This window comes from Brasilonema angustatum (genome assembly GCF_059505445.1).
The window spans coordinates 1-22,956 of the sequence record NZ_JCACKO010000062.1 but is presented as its reverse complement, the minus strand read 5'-3'; the positions used below and the strand labels follow the sequence as shown (position 1 = coordinate 22,956).

Here is a 22,956-nt window from a genome sequence, read left to right as displayed (position 1 = left end):
TCTGGCTTTTTATGTCTTGAAATTGGCATTAACTATCTGATTTTTGATAGTGGGATTATGCATCGCTCTTAAGCTTTCGCCGAAATGGCAGTCTGGCAAGTAAAAACTTTAGCAATATCTTCTCCTGATAAAGGATCTCACATACACCTAGGGTTAAATATCTATCAATAGGGGGAAAAGCATTCTTCCCCATTTAGTAATCATAGAAGATTAACTGAAAAAAGCTGGGATTGTCTAATTTCATTTGAGTCTGCTGAAATCTTTCTTGCCTTCTACAGTTAGGAGTATTTTTCTACCAGATTACATAAGACGAAACTTATCAAGTATTATGTCTGTTGGCAGTATTGACAATTACATTTTCAGTCAAAGGATGTATATATTTAGAGTTGAGGAATCTTGGTTAAGATAGACAAACTGGTTCATGACTGCTCATTGTTAAGTCGAGAGTTATAAAAGAATGACTACGGATGAATCCGAAAGATAGAACAAGGAATTTTTTTTTCCAGACCTAATTCGGGGACTTCTAACTATTTTTCTAAGTGCTTGAGTTATCCGGAAGATTTTAAATAAAAAAAGACTATTTTGGAACGAAACACTTAGAACTGTTTTGGTAAGGAAAATGTCTGTACTATTGATTCACAAACTATGTATATGAATGGCGTCAACTTGTTTCCTTTGATAGTTGCCGAACCTGGGCAATCGTACCAGCCAGAAAAACTGGTGAATCGTTGGATCGAGGTACTGGTAGACTGTCCAGGAGGTTCAGGAGTTTATACATATCGCCTACCTAATCACTTGGAAGTAAAACCAGGTGATATTTTAAGTGTGCCATTTGGTACGCAACTGTTAGGAGGAATCGCCATTCGTTTTGTCACACAACCCCCAGTAGATTTACCAATAGAAAAAGTCCGCAATGTAGAAGATATCGCCAGTGTAGGTTTTTTTGCCTCGAATTATTGGGAACTTTTGAATCGAGTTGCATCATACTATTATACACCCCTAATTCAAGTCATACGTATCGCCTTACCACCTGGTTTGTTAGGGCGATCGCAGCGTCGGATTCGCCTCCCCAAGAAGGACAAGGGGAGGGAGGGAGCGAAGGAGGGAGGGAGCGAAGGAAAACTTTCCCAGAATCTCTCACTCCCAGACTCTGTGACTCCCTCATCTTCTCTACCCTTCCTCTCCTCAGCAGCACAGCAAATTCTCAAACTTTTACAAGCACAAGCAGATGGAGATTACAGCTTCGCCTACCTGCAACGCCAAGTCAAAGCTGCTTACCAAGGAGTACGAGAGTTGCAGCGACGGGGTTTGGTGGAAAGTTACTTAGAACCACCGCAACTGACTCGACCAAAACAGCAAAAAGCAGTCACAATGATAGGTGCTACATTTGAACGTGACTTAACCATTCGCCAGCGAGAAGTTTTGGAAGTGCTGCGAAGGCGCGGGGGCGAGTTGTGGCAAAGTGAACTGTTACAAATTTGTAGTGCAAGTACCTCCATCCTTAAGACGTTAGAACAAAAGGGATATATCGTCATCCAAGAACGGGAAGTCTTGCGAACTCCTGCTGTGTTCCCTCCCATTGAAGATGGGACACAAGCAGACACTCCCGCAATGGATGTGACCAAGATATTAACATCAGCTCAATCGCAAGCGTTAGGGGTCATTACCCATCTAGAAGGATGCGCTATAGTCTTGTTGCATGGTGTCACCGGTTCTGGAAAAACAGAGGTGTATTTGCAAGCAATAAGCCCTCTACTAGAAAAAGGCAAGTCTGCCCTTGTCTTAGTGCCAGAAATTGGACTCACACCTCAGTTGACTGATCGTTTCCGGGCTCGTTTCGGTAACAAAGTCAGCGTTTACCACAGCGCCCTTTCAGACGGTGAACGTTACGACACCTGGAGGCAAATGTTAACCGGAGAACCCCAAGTTGTCATCGGTACGCGCAGTGCAGTTTTTGCTCCTTTACCAAACTTGGGTTTAATCATATTAGACGAAGAACACGACAGCAGCTTTAAACAAGATTCTCCCATCCCCACCTACCACGCCCGCACCGTCGCCCAGTGGCGAGCAGAGTTAGAAAACTGTCCCCTGGTGTTGGGTTCAGCAACCCCCTCGCTGGAGACGTGGGTGAGTGTGGGAGTTGGGGGAAATGGGGGAGATGGGGGAGATGGGGGAGATGGGGGAAATGGGGGAGATGGGGGAGATGGGGGAGTTGGGGGAGAAATAACTCCGACTCACCCGACTCATTACCTCTGTCTTCCCGAACGCGTCTACTCCCGTCCTCTACCTCCCGTGGAAGTTGTGGATATGCGCGAAGAATTGCAACAGGGAAATCGTTCTATATTTAGTCGTTCCTTGCAATCCGCTTTGGAGCAATTGCAAGAACGTCGTCAGCAAGGAATTTTATTTATTCATCGTCGGGGACATAGCACTTTTGTTTCTTGTCGCAGTTGTGGATATGTTTTGGAATGTCCAAACTGCGATGTGTCGCTATCGTATCACCATACAGAAGAGAACGCGCCGCAAACACTGCGGTGTCATTACTGTAATTTTGCGCGATCGCATCCCAAAAGCTGTCCAGAATGTGGTTCTCCCTACCTAAAATTTTTCGGCAGTGGTACCCAACGAGTCGCCCAGGAGTTAGCAAAACAGTTTCCCCAATTGCGCTTCATTCGTTTTGATAGCGATACCACCCGTACAAAGGGAGCACACCGTACTCTCCTAACACAGTTTGTGAATGGTGAAGCAGATTTGTTAGTCGGTACGCAAATGCTCACCAAAGGATTAGATTTGCCTCAAGTCACACTCGTGGGTGTTGTTGCTGCTGATGGACTGCTGCATCTATCAGACTATCGCTCCAGCGAACGAGCATTGCAAACCTTGACACAGGTTGCTGGACGTGCTGGCAGAGGAGAAGAGCCAGGACGAGTGATTGTCCAAACTTACACTCCAGAACATCCTGTGATTGAAGCAGTGCAAAATCACGATTATCAATCTTTCATAGATGTCGAATTGGAACAACGGCAAGCTCTCAATTATCCTCCCTATGGGAGATTGATTTTATTACGCTTGAGTAGTGACGATCCAATTCAAGTAGAGAACACTGCTGGAATAATCGCAGCAGCTTTGCCGACTCATGAAGGCTTAGACATTTTGGGACCAGCACCCGCTTCTATTTTAAGGGTTGCCAATCGTTACCGCTGGCAGATATTGCTAAAATTTGCCCCCAGTGCCTTACCACAGTTGCCAGATTGGGAGGAAGTGCGTCAACTTTGCCCTCGATCTGTCAGTTTAACAATTGATGTTGACCCGTTAAATATGATTTAAGCAAACCCCAGGCTTAAGGGTTTGATTTGTGAAAATCTATGTGCTTAGATTCCCGACAACTCCCACGAAGTCGGGAATCTTGTTGATTGCCATATATTAAGAAAAAATAACAAAAACTAAATTAAAAGAACGTCAATTAATTTGATGCAGATAAAGTTGTCAAAACTGGCAAAAAAGAAGGATGATTTGGATTACGTCTAGAAAAATAAAAACCGTCAAAAAACGACTCCACACTTGAAAGGATGATTCCCAGACCAAGTCTCCCCACTGGGAAGCAAATTTTGACGGCAAAACAGAAAAACTAAGAGAGTGCCTAGAGTTTTATGAATATCAGCAGCGTAAACACCGCAGTGCAAGTACTGGGTGAGAAATTACCTTTTCCACTCAAGCGCTTGGCTTCTTTGGCTTATAACTATTGGTGGAGTTGGACGAGCGATCGCGTCGCGCTGTTCCAAAACATCGATCCTCAAGCATGGGAACGCTGCGGGCACAATCCAGTGGAAATGTTACAGTCAGCGACATACGAACGTCTTACCCAGCTTGCTGAAGACCCGTATTATCTCAAGCAAATAGGGTCACTCGTGCGCGAGTTTGACGAATACATGAGCACAAAAGACACTTGGGTGAGTCGGGTTGCACCACAAATTACCCAAGAACATCCCATTGCTTACTTTTGTGCTGAATTTGGCATACATGAATCTTTGCCTGTCTACTCTGGTGGTTTAGGCATTCTTGCAGGTGACCACCTAAAATCAGCATCAGATTTGGGAGTCCCAATGGTTGGTGTCGGCTTGTTGTATCGCCAAGGTTACTTCCGACAACGGTTCAATCGCGGCGGTTGGCAAGAAGATTACTACGTTGACAACCCCTTCTCCCAAATGCCTTTGGAGTTAATGAGAAATTGGCACGGGGAACCAATCACGATACAGTTGCAAGTTCGCCAACGAATGGTGAGAGTGCAAATTTGGCGAGTGCAAGTGGGGCGAGTGAGTCTTTACTTATTGGATAGCGATCGCCAGGATAATGATCCCATAGACCGCTGGCTAACTGGACACCTGTACGGTGGTAACCAGGAAACTCGCATTGCCCAAGAAGTCGTCTTGGGAATTGGTGGTGTCAAAGCCTTAACAGCCTTGGGGATACAACCTTCTGTCCATCACCTCAACGAAGGTCATGCTGCATTCTCCACTTTAGAAGTTGCACGCCAAGAAATTGAGCGCACTGGCAAATCCTTCTACGACATCGAAGCCGATGTGCGAAATCGTTGTGTGTTCACCACCCACACACCCGTTCCCGCAGGTCATGATGTCTTCTCACCTGACTTGATAGACTCCTTCTTTGCCCATTACTGGACTCAGCTACGCCTATCCCGCCAGCAATTCTTGGCATTAGGCGCACGCCGACTGGGCGACCCTTGGGAACCCTTTGGCATGACGGTTTTAGCACTACGGATGTGTCGTGCAGCCAATGGCGTCAGTGAATTGCACGGTCATGTTTCTCGTAAAATGTGGACAATTTTGTATCCACAACGTTCTGAAGATAAAGTCCCCATCGGTTACATTACTAATGGCGTCCATGCGCCCACTTGGACTGCTCCTTTAATGGCAGAGCTGTACGCTCAATACTTAGGCGAAGACTGGAAAACTCGTGTCATTGACCCGAAGACGTGGGAGAAAGTTGACAATATTCCAAATGAGGAACTCTGGTGGCGACACTTAGTCTTAAAAGAAAGACTGATTGCCTACACTCGGTATAAAGTGAAAAAAGCACGGGAACAACGCGGTGAACAATACCAAAAAATTCAAGCGGCAGAAACACTGCTTGATCCCAAAGTGCTGACTATCGGATTTGCCAGACGCTTTAGCCCATATAAGCGCGGTCATCTGCTTTTGCGTGACGCCGAACGGGCAATGAGAATTTTTGGCAATGCACAACGTCCTGTACAAATTATTTTTGCAGGTAAAGCTCACCCAGCTGATGAAGAAGGCAAACGGATTATTCAACGTTTAATGGAATGGTGTCAGCATTCGGCAATTCAGCATCGAGTTGCCTTTATTGAAGACTATGATATTTATGTTGGTCAAAAACTTGTCCAAGGTGTTGATGTTTGGTTAAACAACCCCCGTCGCCCCTTAGAAGCCTCTGGTACCAGTGGGCAAAAAGTCTGCTTTAATGGTGGAATTAATTGCAGCGTCCTCGATGGTTGGTGGTGCGAAGGATACAAAGCAGATGCTAACGGTCAAGGGATAAATGGGTGGGCAATTGGTGAGGATGCTCACACCAGTGATCAAGATTTACAAGATAGCATAGATGCACAATCCCTTTATAAGCTTTTGGAAGAGCAAATAGTCCCCTTGTACTACGACCAAGATGCTAACGGTACTCCTCACCGCTGGGTGCAAATGATGAAGGCATCAATCAAAACGAATGCACCACTGTTCAACACGGATAGGATGATTGCCGATTACGTTTCACAGGTATACGTCCCAGAAATAGCCACTCGTGTTGGACCGATTTTAGCAAAGGTTTTAGTGTAAGGAATTTTAAGTTTCTTGGTTCAGCTTGTAGGCAGGTTTAAAACCTGCCTTTTTTTTTATTTTATTAAAAATAGAAAAAATTTTTCTATTTTGATCAGAATTGACGTTTTTCTTTAGATTTCCGACTTTTCAAAGAAGTCAGGAATCTTGTTGTTCATGAATTGATTTAGTAGGATTGCTATATTTGGATAATAGATTTGCTTGTGCTTCATACAGTGAATAGTGAAAACTGGTAACTGATAACTGATAAATGATAAATGACAGGCTTAGCCTGGTCTTGGTTCAATAATTCTTTAGTATCAGGAAAGTATCAAAAATGCCTGATTTTCAACTGCCTGACGGTCCTCAAACTCACCCTTTGATACAGACGCTTCGATGGGTGACTAGCCCTTTAGAATACATGGAAGCTTGTACTCAACGCTATGGTGATATCTTCACTCTCAGGATTGGTCCAGTTTTTAAGCCACAAGTATTTATAAGTAACCCCAAAGCAATTCAACAAATTTTTACAACTGATCCAAAACTATTGGACTCTGGCGAACCAGCGGGTTTTCAATCATCTTTATTGGGGCGACAATCAATGCTGGCGCTAGAAGGCAAGCCTCACCAGCGACAACGAAAGCTGTTGACACCGCCCTTTCATGGAGAAAGAATGCTAGCTTATGGTGAGCTAATCCCCGATATTACCGAGCAAGTGACGAGTCAGTGGCAGGTTGGTGAATCTTTTTCTGTCCTACCTTCCATGCAAGCAATCTCCTTCCAAGTTATTTTGAAAGCTGTCTTTGGTTTAGAGGAAGGGGCACGTTACGAAAAGCTCAAAGAACTTTTGATTGCCCTGCTGAATCCAAAAAGACCTTTATTGAGAGCTGTCATGCTTCTTTTCCCATTACTCCAACGGGCTTTAGGTCCGTGGAGTCCTTGGAAAAACTTTATGCACCAAAGACAGCAAATAGATGAACTCATCTACGCTGAGATTCGGGAACGCAAAGAGCAACCAGACAATTCATCTCGGAGTGATATTCTCTCTTTGATGATATCGGCTCGCGATGAGCAAGGGCAGCCGATGACGGATGTAGAGTTACGCGATGAGTTGATGACGCTCTTGGTAGCGGGTCACGAAACTACTGCAACTGCGTTATCTTGGGCATTATATTGGATTCACCATTTGCCAGAGGTGCGTGAGAAATTACTGCAAGAACTCGATAGCTTGGGTGAAAACCCAGATCCGAACACTATTTTTCGTTTGCCCTATTTAAATGCTGTCTGTTGTGAAACACTACGCCTTTACCCAGTAGCGATGTTGGCATTAAATCGATTGGTGAAATCACCGCTAGAAATTGGGGGCTACCAGTTTGAGCCTGGTACTCTGCTGATTCCCTCTATTTATCTAACTCATCATCGCGAAGATTTATATCCTAATCCAAAGCAGTTTAAACCAGAGCGTTTTCTTGAGCGTCAATTTGCTCCTTCTGAATATTTACCTTTCGGTGGCGGTAACCGTCGCTGTATTGGTATGGCATTTGCCTTATTTGAGATGAAACTGGTTTTGGCGACAGTTTTGTCCCGCGTTCAGATGGAACTGGCTGATAGCAAGCTAGTGCAGCCAGAACGTAAGGGATTTCTGTTAGGACCAAAAGGGGGTGTGCGAATGGTGGTGACGGGGAGAGGGTCTCAAAATCAACGTGTTTTGGAGACAAGCTCTAGTTCAGTGTGAAGTATCCCACCGCATTGGTTGCGGGAATTTCGCGGAATCCGTTAAACTTCAAGCCATTTATGGATTCAATGATTATTTAGTATCAGGAAGTACCAAAAATGCCTACTTTTCAACTGCCTGACGGTCCTCAAACTCACCCTTTGATACAGACGCTCCAGTGGCTGACTAACCCCTTAGAATACATGGAAGCTTGTGCTCAACGCTATGGTGACATCTTTACTCTTAGGATCGGTTCAGCTTTTAAGCCACAAGTTTTTATAAGTAACCCCCAAGCGATTCAACAAATTTTTACCACTGATCCAAAACAGTTGGACTCTGGCGAACCAGCAGGTATTAGATCGTTTTTGTTGGGGCAGCAATCAATGTTGGCGCTAGAAGGCAAGCCTCACCGGCGACAACGAAAATTGTTGACACCGCCCTTTCATGGAGAAAGGATGTTAGCTTATGGTGAGCTAATCTCCGATATTACTAAGCAAGTGACGAGTCAGTGGCAGGTCGGTGAATCTTTTTCTGTTCTACCTTCTATGCAAGCAATCTCCTTCCAAGTCATTTTGAAAGCCGTATTTGGTCTAGAGGAAGGGGCACGTTACGAAAAGCTAAAGGAACATTTGATTGCAATCCTGAATCCAAAAATACCTTTGTTGAGGCTTGTCATGCTTGTTTTCCCATTACTCCGACGAGCTTTAGGTCCGTGGAGTCCTTGGAAAAAGTTTATGCGCCAAAGACAGCAAATAGACGAACTGGTCTACGCCGAGATTCGGGAACGCAAAGAGCAACCAGACAATTCATCTCGGAGTGATATTCTCTCTTTGATGATATCGGCTCGCGATGAGCAAGGGCAGCCGATGACGGATGTAGAGTTACGCGATGAGTTGATGACGCTCTTGGTAGCGGGTCACGAAACTACTGCAACTGCGTTATCTTGGGCATTATATTGGATTCACCATTTGCCAGAGGTGCGTGAGAAATTACTGCAAGAACTCGATAGCTTGGGTGAAAACCCAGATCCGAACACTATTTTTCGTTTGCCCTATTTAAATGCTGTCTGTTGTGAAACACTACGCCTTTACCCAGTAGCGATGTTGGCATTAAATCGATTGGTGAAATCACCGCTAGAAATTGGGGGCTACCAGTTTGAGCCTGGTACTCTGCTGATTCCCTCTATTTATCTAACTCATCATCGCGAAGATTTATATCCTAATCCAAAGCAGTTTAAACCAGAGCGTTTTCTTGAGCGTCAATTTGCTCCTTCTGAATATTTACCTTTCGGTGGCGGTAACCGTCGCTGTATTGGTATGGCATTTGCCTTATTTGAGATGAAACTGGTTTTGGCGACAGTTTTGTCGCGCGTTCAGATGGAACTGGCTGATAGCAAACCAGTGCAGCCAGTACGTAAGGTACTTCTGTTAGCACCAGAAGGGGGTGTACGAATGGTGGTAACGGGGAGGCGCTCTCAAAATCAACGTGTTTTGGAGACAAGCTCTAATTCAGTTTGAAGAGTGACAGAATGCGTTAGACTACCGCCGCAAGGCATACAGGTTGAAAGTGTCGGAACCCTCCCTAAGGGGTTCCTGCTCCACTATAATTTCACTCAACCCTTGTTCTTTAAGTAGAGCTGTCATCTTATCAACTCGAAAATCCAAATCGTGTACTTCAACAACGACTTGCTTAATCTTTGGCCAATCTTGCTCTTCGATCCCTAAAAGGACATCTAGCTCACTTCTTTCCACATCCACTTTCAGCAAGTCAATCTGCTCAACAGCATACTCACGTATAATCTCCGATACAGTTCTCAACTGGCAAGCGACTTGCTCCATTTGAAAAGCTTTTTCTAATATACGATCTAAAATAAGCGATCGCAGAGCTGGTGGAAGCCAACGAAGCCAACGGACGGAGGTTGGAGCATCTGTGACATTACGTAGGATAATGTTCTTAAATTTGTCTCGTTGCTGCTTTGAACCATCCGGGTAAGCACTAGATAACGGTGTAGCGTTGGGATAGTAAGCGAACATTATGGTCTTAGACTCCCGCGAAAGTCCGCAAGGAAATACTCGGAGTTTTTCTGGACCAAAGCGTTGGGCATTAGCATGCAGCACGTCGAAAATGGCTGGGATAGGCTCGAAGGCATAGATATTCACATTTGTCTTACACAGCTGATATAGCCATAGTGTGAATAAACCAATGTTTGCACCCACATCAAACACGGTGTCACCTTCTTGCAACTTGACCCCATGCTTGAAATACTGCTGGATTTGTTCATAAATAATCGGCACTTCCTCTTCCCGAATGCAAAATATTTTCATCCCATTGGGAAGCGTAGTTTCTGGGATTAAAGTTGGCATAAATATATAGCAATCCGTGCAGGAGTTGTAAACTTATTGGTTAAGAGAGGGAACAGGGAACAGGGAACAGGAAACAGGGAACAGATTTTTCACAAATGATTTAGGGCTGCTATATATTTTGATTCCTATTCAGTAAACGGAAAATCTCATTGCTGTGTTTAAGGCAAGACTGGCTTACCCGTAGATACCGCTTGCTCGATAATATCGGCAGCACGAGTGACTCCACCAGCACCGAGAGTGGCTGCTTGTAATCTGAGCGCATTCTGCTTGTAAGATTCTTCTGTAAACACCCGCTTTACGGCGTCTCGCAACCTCGGAACATTCAATTTGTTGAGAGGGACAAACTCACCCGCGCCTGTCCAAGCTATACGCGCTGCTACCCCTGGCTGGTCATTGGCAACTGGAATCGCCACCATAGGCACTCCATTCTTGACACATTCCATCGTCGTATTCATACCTGCATGAGTAATCATCAGGGTCGCTTTTTCCAACACGTCTAATTGAGGTGCATACTCAACGACTAAAGGATTTCCCGGCAAGTTTGGCAGTGATTCTGGTTTAGCAGAACCTCCCAGAGAAATTACTAATTGGGCATCTAATCCTTCACAAGCTGCGGCAATAGTTTGAAAAACCCAAATCAGACGATTTTGCAATGTTCCCATCGAAGCGTAAATCAAGGGTTTTTCAGTCAACTTTTCATAGGGGAAAGCAACAGATGCCCGACTGGCTGAAGTAAGATAGGTTCCTGTGAAATGAAACCAAGGAGGCAATTCCTGCCTAGGATATTCAAACTCTGCAGGTGCTTGACTCAGTATAGCCAGTTGAGAGTAGGCATCATTAGGCTTTGAGTGCAGGGGTAACTTCCACTCTCGGCGATACTCGCCTATCACGTCTCCAATTGGTTTGGCGACGCGATTAAGTAACGCATAACCGATTTCGTTACGTAAACGTGCCCACCAAGCTGGGCTATACTTCCAAGAGGTGTTAAAAGGAGGAATACTGGGTTCTTGATTAAGCACCACAGCACTGCACACAGTAACGAAAGGAATTTCGAGAAAATCAGCGATCGTTCCTCCTTCTACTGAACTTTGGTTTACTAGTAAAGCTTCTACACCTGCTGCTTTTAGTAAAGCTGGAGCATCCCGGAGCGTAACAGCCGAGATTTGCTTGAGTAGCTCAATTGTGTATGCTAACGCAGCCAATCCACGCAGTTGCCCTAACTTGGTAAAAACTTCTGCTGTTGAGCCAGCCGGAAAATCTTGCTTACCAATTGCCTGGAATTCTATTCTAGCTGCCAGTACTTTGGCTTGAGTGTCGGGTGTTCCAAACACGGTGACGCGGTGACCGCGTCGTTGAAGTTCCTGCCCCAAGGGGAGCATAGTGTTGAGCGGACCAGTTGCTGCACCAGGACTGATAATACCAAAATGAGTCATAGTAAATGCTGCTACTTAAAGTGAGTGAGAAAGCCACTGCAGGCAAAACCATGCAACGGTTAAAAGTCAAAACCCGCTATCTATAATTATTAAATGTAAATAAAATCAACTTATGCACTTATTCCATAGCCCATAAATGTAAATAACTCACAAAATTTTTGGCACAAGGCATTAAAAACCAATCTGCTTCTGGTTATTATCCCTTGCATGAGCAAAAGCAAAATTCTGGGCAATTTCATTGGATTTTTTGTAGTCGGCGATAGGTTCGCAGCAGCATAGCGGCAGATCGCCTCTTCCCACTTCTTTCTTATTTTATTGGCAATGGATTGTGTGGGCCTTAGGAGTGCAAGCGCCTTTGGCGATCGCTTCGGTAATCTTATGCCGCGAAGGAAATGCTTGCTATGAAATGCCACCTGCGGCTTTAATTAAATCGGCTGCTTTTTCACCAATCATAATGATGGGCGCGTTTGTGTTGCCCCTGACCAGAGTTGGCATAATCGATGCATCCGCAACCCGCAATCCCTTAACCCCATGTACTCGCAGTTCGGGGTCTACCACTGCCATTGGGTCAGTGCCCATTTTGCAAGTGCCAGTCTGATGATGTCCCGTATTGCAAGTTTCCCGGATGTAGGCTTCCAGTGCTGCATCGCTCTGAACGTCAGCACCTGGAGCAATTTCCTTACCGCCAAACTCATCAAAAGCACCGGACCCAAACAATTGCCGCATTAATCGAATCCCAGCAATGAGCTTTTGCACATCAGCTTCACTTTGCAGATAGTTCATCCGTATGACTGGAGAGTCTTTGGGGTCAGATGAGCGCAAACTGACACTGCCAATGTTTTGGAACTGAGTCAAAGAGACTACACCCGTGAATCCCCACTCAGGGCGGACATAGCCAGGCGGTACAAATATATCAGGACCGAAGAAGAACTGGACATCGGGTGCAGCCTCCAGGTTGCCCTCGCTATGGAAGAACATTCCGGCTTCAGACACATTGCTGGTGATGGCAGGGTGTATTTCTTGAGTCGTCTGTTGGGCTACCGGAACGATAAGGTGGTCTTGCAGGTTTTGACCGACCCCTGGCAAATCAGCCACGACAGAAATTCCCAGCCCTTGGAGGTATTTTGCATCCCCAATGCCGGAAAGCAGCAGCAGCTGGGGTGACTCGAACGCGCCCGCACTTAAAATCACTTCCTGGTTGACCGTGACCTGATGCAGCATTCCCTCGTGCAGATATTCCACTCCAACAGCGCGAGTTTTCTCAAACAACAAGCGAGTCACCAACGCGCCTGTCGTTATCGTCAAATTAGGACGCTGGCGAATCGGCAAGAGGAAGGCAGCGGCGGTACTGTGCCGTTTACCATCTTTGATTGTTGACTGATAGAGACCGGTTCCTGACTGCTGCATCCCGTTGAAATCAGGATTGCGGTTATATCCGAGTTCCACACAGGCATCGACAAAGCGTTGGGATACTACACCAGGGGAAATCAGATCAGTGACGCTCAACTCACCATCAACCCCGTGGTAAACATCGGCACCGCGTTGCTGGTTCTCAGATTTCTTAAAATAGGGTAAAACGTGCTGGTACGACCAGCCGGGATTTCCTAATGCCTGCCATTGGTCATAATCGTGAGGATTGCCCCGGATATAAATCATGAGATTAATTGAACTGCTGCCGCCCAAAACTTTGCCACGGGGACAAAACATTTTGCGATGATTCAAGTACGGCTCTGGTTCAGAGATATAGCCCCAGTCCACCTCGGAGCCTTGTAGACTGTTGACTTCTGCCGGAATATGAATCTCCGGTTTCGTATCCGGGTTGCCTGCTTCAAGGAGTAACACGGTTGTATCGGTGTTTTGTGACATTCGGTTGGCGACAACGCAGCCTGCCGAACCCGCACCAATAACAATGTAGTCATACTTAGAATGAACTTTATCCTGGAAACTTGTGCCGGACTTCATATTCTTGGCAATTTTATTGACAATGGATTGTGCTGGCGTTAAGCGTAGCTCTGCCGTAGGGAATTGCTTTCATAAATTAAATTATGCACAGCAACGCCTGCTTTTTCATACAAACTTGTTACTAAGTAAGTCGGTGCAATAAAACCAAACTGTGTAAAGAAAAGTAAATAAGGCTCAAACTCTTTCTCTCCCTGCTCCCTGCTCCCTGCTCCCTGCCTTATTCCAACAATAATTATTTACGCCGACCTACTTACTGGGCTGTATAGCCACCATCAATGACTAATTCCGCTCCTGTCATATACTTTGACTCATCGGAAGCCAGGTAAAGTATTCCATAAGCAATATCATCTGATTTGCCTAGACGTCCTGCGGGGATTCGCTTTTCGTAGTCTTTCAAAACTTCTGTGGGGTTTTCTGTTTTTTTGAAAGCCTCTTCTACCATCGGTGTCCAAATTAAGCCGGGATGAATAGAATTAAAGCGAATATTATTTTTCGCATATTGTATTGCATTCGCTTTAGTCATCAAACGTACCGCACCTTTAGCTGCATGGTAGGGTGGTACACTAGGCGAACCAACCAGCCCGAAAATCGAGGACAGATTGATAATGCTACCACCATCTGTGTTTAGCATATAAGTGATGGCGTGTTTAGTACAAAGAAAAACCCCATTTGTATTAACTGCCATCACTGTGTTCCATTCTTCTTCAGAAATCTCATGAGTGGGTTTATTGATACCAGCGATTCCTGCATTATTGACTAAAATATCGATTTTTCCCCACTTGCGGTAAACTTCAGCAAATACTTGCTTGACTTGAGTTTCTTGGGAAACGTCTAAATGCCAGTAATCAGCTTCTCCGCCATGACTATGAATTTCTTGTACTGATGTTTTACCTTCATCCACAAGAATATCTGTGACAGCAACCTTGGCTCCTTCTTTTGCTAAAAGTAGAGCTGTTGCTCCACCAATACCTCGTGCTGCACCTGTAATAATTGCAACTTTATCTTTGACTCGATTCATAATACCTAATTATTGCTACTGTGAAATAGTCGTTGTACTGAAATTCCTGCCATCTTTGATGAACGCACGCTTATTTGTGACGGTTAAAGTCAAAACCCCTTATCTATTTACTAGGTGCAAATGAAATCAACTTATGCACTTGCTTTGATACAGCACAAATATAAAGAAATCGCAATTTTTTGACAGAAGGCTTGCAAAATTAACCTACTTTTGGTAATGGCACCTTCTGCCAAACACATATTTTACTTGAGTGTCAAAAACTTATCCAAAGCCGTTACTAAACTAGGGGGCCATCGGCGAATATTCGTCACCCAGTCGATATCCTTGTAACGCGCATCGAGTCCAACTGCTGACACCCAGTTACTCTCCGCCTCACCTTGTTTTCCTTCTACCCAGTAGGCTGCAGTAATAGCAGCACGTACATCTGCAAAATTAGGATATTTACGGAGAATGTTCCGCATTTCCCGAATTGCTTCGTCTACTTTACCAGTTTCATAAAGGGCAAGGACATAGTTCGCACGGGCAAAGGCAAAATTCGGGGCAATTTCATTGGATTTTTTGTAGTCGGCGATCGCCTCTTCCCACTTCCTCAAACCAGCATAGGCATTTCCTCGATTGTTATATGCCATTGCATCTTTGGGGTCAAGTTCTAGAACGTGATTATAATCTGCGATCGCCTCATCCCATTTTCCCAGACCTTCCAACGCCGTACCACGATTCAAGTAGGGGTCAGTCACATTCGGAGCTAATTCTACCGCCTTATTATAATCTGCGAGTGCTTCTTGCAACTTATTTTGACTAACTCTAGTATTTCCTCGGTTACTCCAAACCGCTGCATTATCGGGAAATTGCTCAAGAATTTGCGTCCAGTACCGTTCCGCCGTGCCAAAATCACCTTTATTAGTAGCGGCAATTGCCTTATTCGCTAACTCATCGCCTTGCTGTAACTGTTCTGGAGTGAAATTGGGGGATTTCGTTTCTGCTATGGCAACCTCACCCCACCCAAACACCAGCAACAGACTTAGAAAAATAATAATTAGTCTCATCATCTGCGTTTCTCTGCGTCCATCTGCGGTTCCAAATTCATAGGACTTACGCACTCGTGAAAAATAAGGCTTTGCGATGCTCCAGCGGGGAGCCACCCAAAGGGTGATCGCTTCCTTTTGGTCGCAATGACAACAATTGCGTTATTTTTGCGTAAGTCCTAATCCAAAATTAATCATGACGAGAACTGACTCAACCTGCAAGCCTTGATCCAAGTTTTCTGGAACTTGCAAACAAGAACATAAATTTTGCAATCCCCAAAATCAAATTACGGTAACAACGATAACTGTTCATTTGGTGGTTTAAAACCTAAATGCTTGTAAGCTGTGGGTGTCGCCACTCTACCACGGGTCGTCCGGCTTAAATAGCCAATCTGCATCAGATATGGTTCATACACTTCCTCAATCGTTTGTGTATCTTCACCCGTTGCTGCAGCGATTGTTTCCAATCCCACCGGACCACCATTAAACTGTTCAATAATCACACTCAACATCCGACGGTCTGTCCAATCTAAACCGCAAGGATCGACTTGAAATAGTTGCAATGCTTCTGCTGCAACCTGTTCATTCACCTCCTGGAATGATTTGACTTGCGCATAATCACGGACTCTTTTAAGTAATCTATTAGCAATACGTGGTGTTCCCCGCGAACGACGAGCAACTTCTGCTGCACCATCTTCAGTGATATTCGTTTGGAGTAATTGAGCGCTGCGTAAGACAATTTTACTCAGTTCATCAACTTCATAAAATCTGAGTTTTTGAATTAAGCCAAAGCGATCGCGCAACGGTGAACTCAACGCCCCAGCACGAGTTGTTGCCCCAACCAAGGTAAATTTTGATAGTGGTAAGCTGCGAGTTTTGGTGCTAGAACCTTTACCAATAGTAATATCTAAGCGATAATCCTCCATTGCTGGGTATAAAATTTCTTCGCTCATCCGCGACAGACGATGAATTTCATCAATAAACAAAACATCTCCTGGCTTGAGATTCACCAATAGCCCGACAATATCTCTGGGACGTTCCAAAGCTGGTGCACTCGTAATTTTGCAATTAACTCCCATCTCAGACGCCAGTATCATAGCCATTGTGGTTTTCCCCAATCCTGGAGGACCATACAACAGTAGATGATCCAGCACCTCACCCCGAGACTTGGCAGCTTTAATCGCAATATCTAGCACGTCCTTTAAATCTTTCTGCCCGATATAGTCAGCAAATCGTTGTGGGCGTATACTTTCTTCTTGCTTACCTTCATCAATAGCTGCTTCAGGTTGCAAAAGATTCTCTTTAGGAGGCGCTTTCGCCACCTCACGACGCTGCTTTGGTTCTTTGTTGGGTTCTTGGGGCTGTTTTTTTGAGGAGATAATCGCCATAATGACTGCTATTGATTTTGGATATACGACTTTTGCAGTGTTGAGCGTAAAACGGTAGGGTGTAGGGTGAATAAGTATTGAGTGTTCACAATCCAAGTTCACAATACACAGATTCACGACCTACACTTTACATTTTCCCTCATACTGTTATTTCCCTGAACCCCTGTTCACGTGCGAAAATGTTGTTTCTGTAATACTCTGGCAAATTTAAAATTTCAGTTTTAGATAATTTTCACAGGAGTGTAAAACTACTCATGCTAGCTAAAAGAATCTTACCGTGTCTGGATGTGAAGGCAGGACGAGTTGTTAAAGGAGTTAACTTTGTTAACTTGAGGGATGCAGGCGATCCAGTAGAACTGGCAAAGGTTTACAACGATGCCGGGGCAGATGAGTTAGTGTTTCTAGATATTACAGCCACTCATGAAGACCGCGACACTATTATCGACGTGGTGTACCGAACTGCTGAACAGGTCTTTATTCCCCTCACTGTCGGTGGTGGGATCCAATCCTTAGAAAATGTTAAAAATCTTTTACGAGCTGGAGCAGACAAGGTTAGTATTAATTCTACGGCGGTACGCGACCCAGATTTTATTAATCGAGCGAGTGACCGTTTTGGAAACCAATGTATAGTCGTTGCAATTGATGCCAGACGACGACTAGACCCCAATCACCCAGGTTGGGATGTTTTTGTGCGAGGTGGTAGAGAAAATACTGGCATTGATGCCCTGTTTTGGGCGCAAGAAGTCGAAAAACGCGGTGCAGGAGAACTGCTAGTAACAAGTATGGATGCTGATGGTACTCAAGCTGGTTATGACATAGAGTTAACTCGGGCGATCGCTCAATCTGTACAAATTCCGGTCGTTGCATCTGGCGGTGCAGGCAATTGTGAACATATCTATACCGCACTCACAGAAGCTCAAGCAGAAGCAGCATTACTTGCCTCACTTTTACATTACGGACAGTTAAGCGTAGCTGAAGTCAAGACTTATCTACGCGATCGCCATGTTCCTGTCAGAATGTAACCCCAAGTTGCAACTCTTTGTCAAGCAACCCAAGGAGTAGTTCAAGACAATTTTTGGAAACAGTGTTAATATAAGTTAACAATAATTAATAAATTTAAGACATATGTTGATACCAATTTTAGTATTTGATGTGGCGCTAGTAGCTTGGTCGCTGCATTTGATGGAAAGAGCATATGAAAGCAAAGAATTTTCTCTAATGTTAGCTGGTACACTCGTTGCCATAGCAGCTGCGGCTATGTTAGTGGTTTACTTCCTGATGGGGCATTGTATAAGCTACTTGCTGCAAGTCTCTTAAGTTAGTCATTGCCATCGGCTAATGGCTTATGGCACTCATTAACAATTAACGAGCAGTGGGGATTGACAAATAGCAGATTGTTAAAGTACAATTACAAATGCGTTATTGTGCGGGGTTATAGCTCAGTTGGTAGAGCACCTCAATGGCATTGAGGGGGTCAGCGGTTCGAATCCGCTTAGCTCCATATATATAGCAGGGAACAGGGAACAGGGAACGTGTGACTTTACCCATAACTTTGCCGCAATGGCAAGCTTATGCTTCTAATAGAAGGCGGCAAAGTTATGGTTCCAATTTATGGGTAATTTTTAAGCTTCGTAACTCAAGTTCACGATTTGCTTCTTTAAGAGCTAATCTAACTTTTTTGTATCGGAAGTACCCTGGTTTGGAAACTAGCTCTGAAACAGCAGACTCAGTAGGATATTTACCCTGATTATGTAGCTCAAAAGCAACTAGTCGCACTTCCTGGCAGCATTCTTCTATTATTTTCTTATGGTAATCTTTCTGATAGCTGACATACCTCGCAGAAATAGCACGACACAAATCTGGAAAATGTTTGTAAATCGTTCTTCTATCAACTCCTAACTGCCTAGCTACCTCCTCCATAGATAAAGGAGGAGACTCATCATTTGTGAGTAGCACTTCTAGATAGGATTTGACTCTCTCAGCATTAAATGGCTTACTCCTTGTTCTTAATGATGTGGTTTTAACTTCAGTTGCTACCAATTTCCTTGAGAGAGATAAATTATTAGTTTCTTCGGTCAAAAAGCTTAGAATTGATACTCCAAAACAGTAACAAATATTTGTCAGTGCTTCAAGAGAAGGTAAATTTTTACCTTTACACCAGAGCCAAACTGTATTTCTGGGAATATTAATCTGACGAGCAAATTCAGCTATATTTCCTTTTGCAATTTGCTCAACCCACTTAGATAGAGTAAGAGCGATTGCAGTAGAAGATAGAGCATCATTCAAATATGGAGTAGCAGCAATTAATTCTCCAATAGTCTTAGCAGCCCATATTCTCTGTTCTAGCTCATTTTTTTTTAAAGCGTTCCTATTGGCTGATTCTATCCCAAGAATCAGTCCTAACCACTCTCCACATTTTGAACAATATCCTGGTCGCGATCGCCAAGCCAGCGTAGTGTTTTTTTGATGACAATGAGGACACTCAAAAATTAATTTATGGTGGTGATAGGGGCATATTTTTACTACATCTAGCAACCAAAGTAAAGGCTCATAAATTAATTGTTTTTTCTCGTACCATTCTTGATAACAACTCGGACACCAAGCCTGAACAGGGCGCAGTAAATTTCTAGAAGGGAATAGTTTGTACCAAGTTAGTAAAGTGAGAAAGCATAAATCGTCACGGAGTGTTAATTTCTGTAGAGCTTGAACTAAGTCCATTGCCATGACACCGCTACCGTTGAGTGCGGTAGTGTAATTATATATTCTGTGTAAATTGGCACCTCCATACTCTTTGTTAACAAGCGTTGCGAGTTCCTTCTCCATTAAAACCCCTGGATTAACACAATGAGCTTCTGCTAGTCGAGATATATAACCAGTTAAGCTTTCCACTAATGGAGTGCCAATACCAATAGGATCTAACCGATACAACCGACTGCGAGATGGAATAGAAAGCTTTTTTAAATCCCAACATTCGTATGTTACTAATCCATTAGCTAACATCTTGTTGCACTCCAATAGGATCTCTTTTGGGGTTGCGTTTGCCAACTTTTCCTGGCGGACGAGTAGTTTTTGGGGTTTCTTCTGGCTGTGCAATTGTCTTTGCTCCAAGTCCTAGAGCAGAGCGTAAGTTTTGTACGTCTGTTTCCGTTTCAGATAATTGTCGTTCGCCTTCTTGAATTTCTTTGAACATCCTCTGGCATTGAGCAACCGACCAAGCGCGTTTTTGTAAGTCTTTGAGTATAACGGTTGCTGCTTCTCTATCGAGAGCATCTTTAAGAGCGCGTGTTAACCAATTTTTTAGTATGCCAACACATCCTAAAGTCCGTTCATAAAAATATTCCCAATGACTAACTAAATCTGGAGTTTCTGCAAGTGGCATCTGCTGCTGGAAAGTTAATAATACACTTTTGAAAGCTTGTACATCCTCTGGATTGTCAGCACAATAACGGCGAAAATGAATATCGACACTACGACGTGAGAGTTGACCGCTCAAATTACGGAATGTAAGTAGTTCGTATGTTCCTAATAGACAGTGCAAAATGCCTGTCATATTTGCCACAGATTTGAGGCAGTCTAATTGATCTTGTAGCTTGTATCCGCTTGCCATCTTGCCAAAATGTTGTGCTTCATCTACAAAAAATACGTCTGGATGACGGTGGATGAGAGCATTTTCTAAAGCTCTGCGTAGAGCAGGTGCAACTACTTTCGACTCAATATTAATTTTTCCGAAATTATCGCGATAGATACCACGCACACTGTAATCAAACTTGTGATCGATTAAGGGTTCTTCTAAGGCGATTAAGGCGCGTGTGTAGTAATCCTTCCAGTTGAAGTTTCTTGATTCTGGGGCTACAGCTTCAACACCAACAACAGGAACACGACCGCGATCGCTTTCCAGTTTAGGTAATGCTAGTTCTATTAATTTCTGCTCAACGCGGAGTCGCAAAGTTGTTTTACCAACACCACTAGCACCGTAAACAAAGATAAATGATGCCCCTGCGGGTTCGGCAATTGTTCGCATGAGAATTTCATAGACTTCTTTAAGTCGAGGATGCGCTACGGTGTAATTCTCAAAGTAGGCAAGCCTTTCTGGAGCAGGTAGTTTGAGGAGTTCAAGAGGAAATCCATTAAGTCTTGTCATAATTAAAACTCCTCATAAACTACAAGTGTTTCTAAGACAATTGCTTCATCTTCATCCGCTTGAGAATCGGTATTGCCAAAAGGAACTTGAATAACCTTTGGTTGTTCGTCGCGGCTTGTTGTAGCTTTTCCGCCCTCGATTACCCTAAAGACTTCCTTAACTTCTGCATCATAAGAACGCTGTTCTAATAGAGCTTCTTGAGCTTCTACCGATGCTAAAAATTCTGCTAAATTCTTAGCCGAAACTTTAGATTGTTGTGCATGATTTGAGGAGCGTTTGCGTAACTCAGCACTAGCTAACTTCAATTCTTTTTCTGAGCGACCTTGAAGTTCTGCATAATATTGAGAAATACACTCTACCCAGTGTCCTCGAACAAAGGCGTAAGCGATACCAATATTAAACGGGTCATATCTTATTTGAACAGAGGTATTTTCAATTTGGGGGTCGCGGAAACTATTAGACCAGTAGTAGATTGAGTTAATTTTTACGCCGCGTCCAGCTTGAACTTTTGCTTTTCCCTCTGAGGTTGTAGGTAGGGTAAGAATCTGAAAGTTTTCATCGTAAGGAATCATGCGGTGAACCCGACTGCCACCAATCGCCATACCCGCAGCAAACGCATCCCTCGGACTTTGGAAAAGTGCCGGATGTTCGTCTGTATCGTAAACTTCGTAAGCCCAAGCACAAAGATATTCATAAAGTAAACCAAGTGTCCATACAGCTTGATTTTTAGGGTTAACTGACTTGGTAACTTGGCGGACGTTACGAGTTATTTGTGTATTACCGAGTAAGTTATGGACAAATTGAGTATTGGAAGTTCCAAATAAGCGTTCGCAAACCGAACCAAAACGAGCTTTGGCTGGGGGCCTTTGCTTTTTTGTACATTCAAAAGTAGCTAGTAGTGTCTCAAAGTAAACGCTGTGAAACTCTGTACCGTTATCTACGACTACGATTTGGGGAAGCCTACCATGACCCTTGACACAAATTCTTAGCACCATTAAGCAAGAACGATATGAGGGTGAGTCGAACGTTAGGTAAACTGCTAGCAATCGCCGTGAATAAGCATCTACGAGAAATGTTGCCCAAGGTCTGCCAAGATTGCGACCTGTACGAGAACAAACTAGCTCTACATCTAACTGAGTATGATCTATATGTCCAATTTCAAAGGGGCGATCGCCGTGTCTTGGGGTAGTTGTAGTAAGCTCCCAATAGAAGGATTCATGCTGATAAGCGGCACGACGACCTTGGCGTTTTTTAGTCTGCTCGTAACCAGCACGGCGTTTTACTTCTTGAGTAAATGCTTTGTAACTCGGAGCAATTACACCAGATTGTTCGCAAGCTCGAACTAAAGCCCCGTAAACCTCCCACATTCTTTTTTGTTTAAGAGTTTCATAATCTTCTAAAATAAATTTCTCCATAATTGCTAAGGTGTCTTCGGGTAGCTTACGCTGACGATTACCTTTGGCACTGCGATGAGACAAAAGCCCAATGTAGCCACAACCGTATTTTTGAAGTGCAGTTAGATATTTAGCTTTCCAGTGACGAATGGTACGGGCTGGTATTGTTTCGTTTTCTGGGGGATGTCCGTTTAAGTAAGGTTCGATAGTTTTGTAGCGTTCAAGAGCTTCTGCTTGGTCTTCAGGACTAGCTTGATAAAATCGCTGCCAAGATTCTGTGCTAATAGCTGTTTTTTCTGGTGTTTGGAGACTAGTGATTTTTCCTTGGCGAACCAGATTCTCAAATATAGCTTTTTTGAGTTCAATTAACTGATTATTTTCTGCGCCAAGTGTAACCTCTGTTTCGCCAACATGGATGATATTTAAACCTTTGCCGTCCCAACTAACAGTCGTGCCAGTAACAACATTGATTACAGCAGAGATAGCCGCAAGACTTACACTTGGTTGTTCAACCATTAATCTGTAAGCACTAGCAGTTTGTTCGTCACGGAAGATAAGACATCTTTCTGGTTCAGCAAGTGATGTAGTATTTAAATCAATATAGATTTGCTCTTGAGCAATTAGGGACTTCCAAGCAATAAAATCACCCAAAGCAAGAATGATAATCATTTGGAG

General features: G+C 43.9%; 15 protein-coding genes and 1 tRNA gene. 7 read left to right on the top strand and 9 right to left on the bottom strand.

Translation table 11 applies throughout. The annotated features are described in order from the left end of the window. Positions 1-645: 645 nt before the first annotated feature. From priA to AC5JM2_RS13065, 4 genes are all read left to right on the top strand, one after another. Positions 646-3,327 (top strand): primosomal protein N', encoded by a 2,682-nt coding sequence (gene priA, locus AC5JM2_RS13080; protein WP_495835307.1) that lies wholly within the window; start codon positions 646-648, stop codon positions 3,325-3,327. Positions 3,328-3,650: 323 nt separating this feature from the next. Then, entirely contained in the window at positions 3,651-5,864 is a 2,214-nt protein-coding gene (gene glgP, locus AC5JM2_RS13075; protein ID WP_495835306.1) for an alpha-glucan family phosphorylase, read from the top strand. 316 nt (positions 5,865-6,180) lie between these two features. Then, positions 6,181-7,578 (top strand): cytochrome P450, encoded by a 1,398-nt coding sequence (locus tag AC5JM2_RS13070; RefSeq protein ID WP_495835305.1) that lies wholly within the window; start codon positions 6,181-6,183, stop codon positions 7,576-7,578. Between the two features lie 98 nt (positions 7,579-7,676). Then, the gene (locus tag AC5JM2_RS13065) at positions 7,677-9,074 is read left to right on the top strand and encodes a cytochrome P450 (protein ID WP_495835304.1); all 1,398 of its coding nucleotides are present in this window, start codon (positions 7,677-7,679) and stop codon (positions 9,072-9,074) included. 21 nt (positions 9,075-9,095) lie between these two features. On the opposite strand, the gene AC5JM2_RS13060 is transcribed toward AC5JM2_RS13065, so the two are convergent. The 6 genes from AC5JM2_RS13060 to ruvB form a co-directional block, all read right to left on the bottom strand. Beyond that, positions 9,096-9,920: an FkbM family methyltransferase gene (locus tag AC5JM2_RS13060; protein ID WP_495835303.1), complete on the bottom strand. Its 825-nt coding sequence runs from the start codon at positions 9,918-9,920 to the stop codon at positions 9,096-9,098. A gap of 158 nt (positions 9,921-10,078) precedes the next feature. Next, positions 10,079-11,353: a glycosyltransferase gene (locus AC5JM2_RS13055; RefSeq protein WP_495835302.1), complete on the bottom strand. Its 1,275-nt coding sequence runs from the start codon at positions 11,351-11,353 to the stop codon at positions 10,079-10,081. 399 nt (positions 11,354-11,752) lie between these two features. Continuing rightward, positions 11,753-13,315, bottom strand: coding sequence for a GMC family oxidoreductase (locus AC5JM2_RS13050; RefSeq protein ID WP_495835301.1), 1,563 nt, complete (start codon positions 13,313-13,315; stop codon positions 11,753-11,755). A 250-nt stretch (positions 13,316-13,565) separates the two neighbouring features. Continuing rightward, entirely contained in the window at positions 13,566-14,333 is a 768-nt protein-coding gene (locus AC5JM2_RS13045; RefSeq protein WP_495835300.1) for an SDR family NAD(P)-dependent oxidoreductase, read from the bottom strand. Between the two features lie 242 nt (positions 14,334-14,575). Then, a complete protein-coding gene (locus tag AC5JM2_RS13040; RefSeq protein WP_495835299.1) occupies positions 14,576-15,382 on the bottom strand; it encodes a tetratricopeptide repeat protein in 807 nt (268 codons plus the stop codon). A gap of 263 nt (positions 15,383-15,645) precedes the next feature. Beyond that, entirely contained in the window at positions 15,646-16,746 is a 1,101-nt protein-coding gene (gene ruvB / locus AC5JM2_RS13035; protein ID WP_495835298.1) for a Holliday junction branch migration DNA helicase RuvB, read from the bottom strand. A gap of 254 nt (positions 16,747-17,000) precedes the next feature. Between ruvB and hisF the strand changes: the two genes are divergently transcribed. The 3 genes from hisF to AC5JM2_RS13020 all read left to right on the top strand — a co-directional run bounded on the left by hisF (position 17,001) and on the right by AC5JM2_RS13020 (position 18,247). Next, complete coding sequence (hisF, locus tag AC5JM2_RS13030) at positions 17,001-17,768, top strand: imidazole glycerol phosphate synthase subunit HisF (protein WP_495835297.1); 768 nt, start codon at positions 17,001-17,003, stop codon at positions 17,766-17,768. 103 nt (positions 17,769-17,871) lie between these two features. After that, positions 17,872-18,063 carry a hypothetical protein gene (locus AC5JM2_RS13025; RefSeq protein WP_169154742.1) on the top strand — a complete coding sequence of 64 codons (192 nt, stop codon included), beginning with the start codon at positions 17,872-17,874 and terminating at the stop codon, positions 18,061-18,063. 111 nt (positions 18,064-18,174) lie between these two features. Further along, positions 18,175-18,247, top strand: a tRNA-Ala gene (locus tag AC5JM2_RS13020). Positions 18,248-18,342: 95 nt separating this feature from the next. Here the strand turns inward: AC5JM2_RS13020 and AC5JM2_RS13015 are convergent. The 3 genes from AC5JM2_RS13015 to AC5JM2_RS13005 all read right to left on the bottom strand — a co-directional run. Beyond that, positions 18,343-19,746 (bottom strand): TniQ family protein, encoded by a 1,404-nt coding sequence (locus tag AC5JM2_RS13015; protein WP_495835296.1) that lies wholly within the window; start codon positions 19,744-19,746, stop codon positions 18,343-18,345. Next, positions 19,736-20,887, bottom strand: coding sequence for an ATP-binding protein (locus AC5JM2_RS13010; protein ID WP_495835295.1), 1,152 nt, complete (start codon positions 20,885-20,887; stop codon positions 19,736-19,738). The genes AC5JM2_RS13015 and AC5JM2_RS13010 overlap by 11 nt, the downstream gene beginning before the upstream one ends. A 2-nt stretch (positions 20,888-20,889) precedes the next feature. Further along, the coding region (locus AC5JM2_RS13005; protein ID WP_495835294.1) for a TnsB C-terminal domain-containing protein at positions 20,890-22,956 on the bottom strand (2,067 nt) is incomplete at its 5' end.

Excerpts from the sequence above, each read along its gene's own strand:
- priA (WP_495835307.1), top strand. The coding sequence starts at position 646 with ATGTATATGAATGGCGTCAACTTGTTTCCTTTGATAGTTGCCGAACCT.
- glgP (WP_495835306.1), top strand. The coding sequence starts at position 3,651 with ATGAATATCAGCAGCGTAAACACCGCAGTGCAAGTACTGGGTGAGAAA.
- AC5JM2_RS13070 (WP_495835305.1), top strand. The coding sequence starts at position 6,181 with ATGCCTGATTTTCAACTGCCTGACGGTCCTCAAACTCACCCTTTGATA.
- AC5JM2_RS13065 (WP_495835304.1), top strand. The coding sequence starts at position 7,677 with ATGCCTACTTTTCAACTGCCTGACGGTCCTCAAACTCACCCTTTGATA.
- AC5JM2_RS13060 (WP_495835303.1), bottom strand. The coding sequence starts at position 9,920 with ATGCCAACTTTAATCCCAGAAACTACGCTTCCCAATGGGATGAAAATA.
- AC5JM2_RS13055 (WP_495835302.1), bottom strand. The coding sequence starts at position 11,353 with ATGACTCATTTTGGTATTATCAGTCCTGGTGCAGCAACTGGTCCGCTC.
- AC5JM2_RS13050 (WP_495835301.1), bottom strand. The coding sequence starts at position 13,315 with ATGAAGTCCGGCACAAGTTTCCAGGATAAAGTTCATTCTAAGTATGAC.
- AC5JM2_RS13045 (WP_495835300.1), bottom strand. The coding sequence starts at position 14,333 with ATGAATCGAGTCAAAGATAAAGTTGCAATTATTACAGGTGCAGCACGA.
- AC5JM2_RS13040 (WP_495835299.1), bottom strand. The coding sequence starts at position 15,382 with ATGATGAGACTAATTATTATTTTTCTAAGTCTGTTGCTGGTGTTTGGG.
- ruvB (WP_495835298.1), bottom strand. The coding sequence starts at position 16,746 with ATGGCGATTATCTCCTCAAAAAAACAGCCCCAAGAACCCAACAAAGAA.
- hisF (WP_495835297.1), top strand. The coding sequence starts at position 17,001 with ATGCTAGCTAAAAGAATCTTACCGTGTCTGGATGTGAAGGCAGGACGA.
- AC5JM2_RS13025 (WP_169154742.1), top strand. The coding sequence starts at position 17,872 with ATGTTGATACCAATTTTAGTATTTGATGTGGCGCTAGTAGCTTGGTCG.
- AC5JM2_RS13015 (WP_495835296.1), bottom strand. The coding sequence starts at position 19,746 with ATGTTAGCTAATGGATTAGTAACATACGAATGTTGGGATTTAAAAAAG.
- AC5JM2_RS13010 (WP_495835295.1), bottom strand. The coding sequence starts at position 20,887 with ATGACAAGACTTAATGGATTTCCTCTTGAACTCCTCAAACTACCTGCT.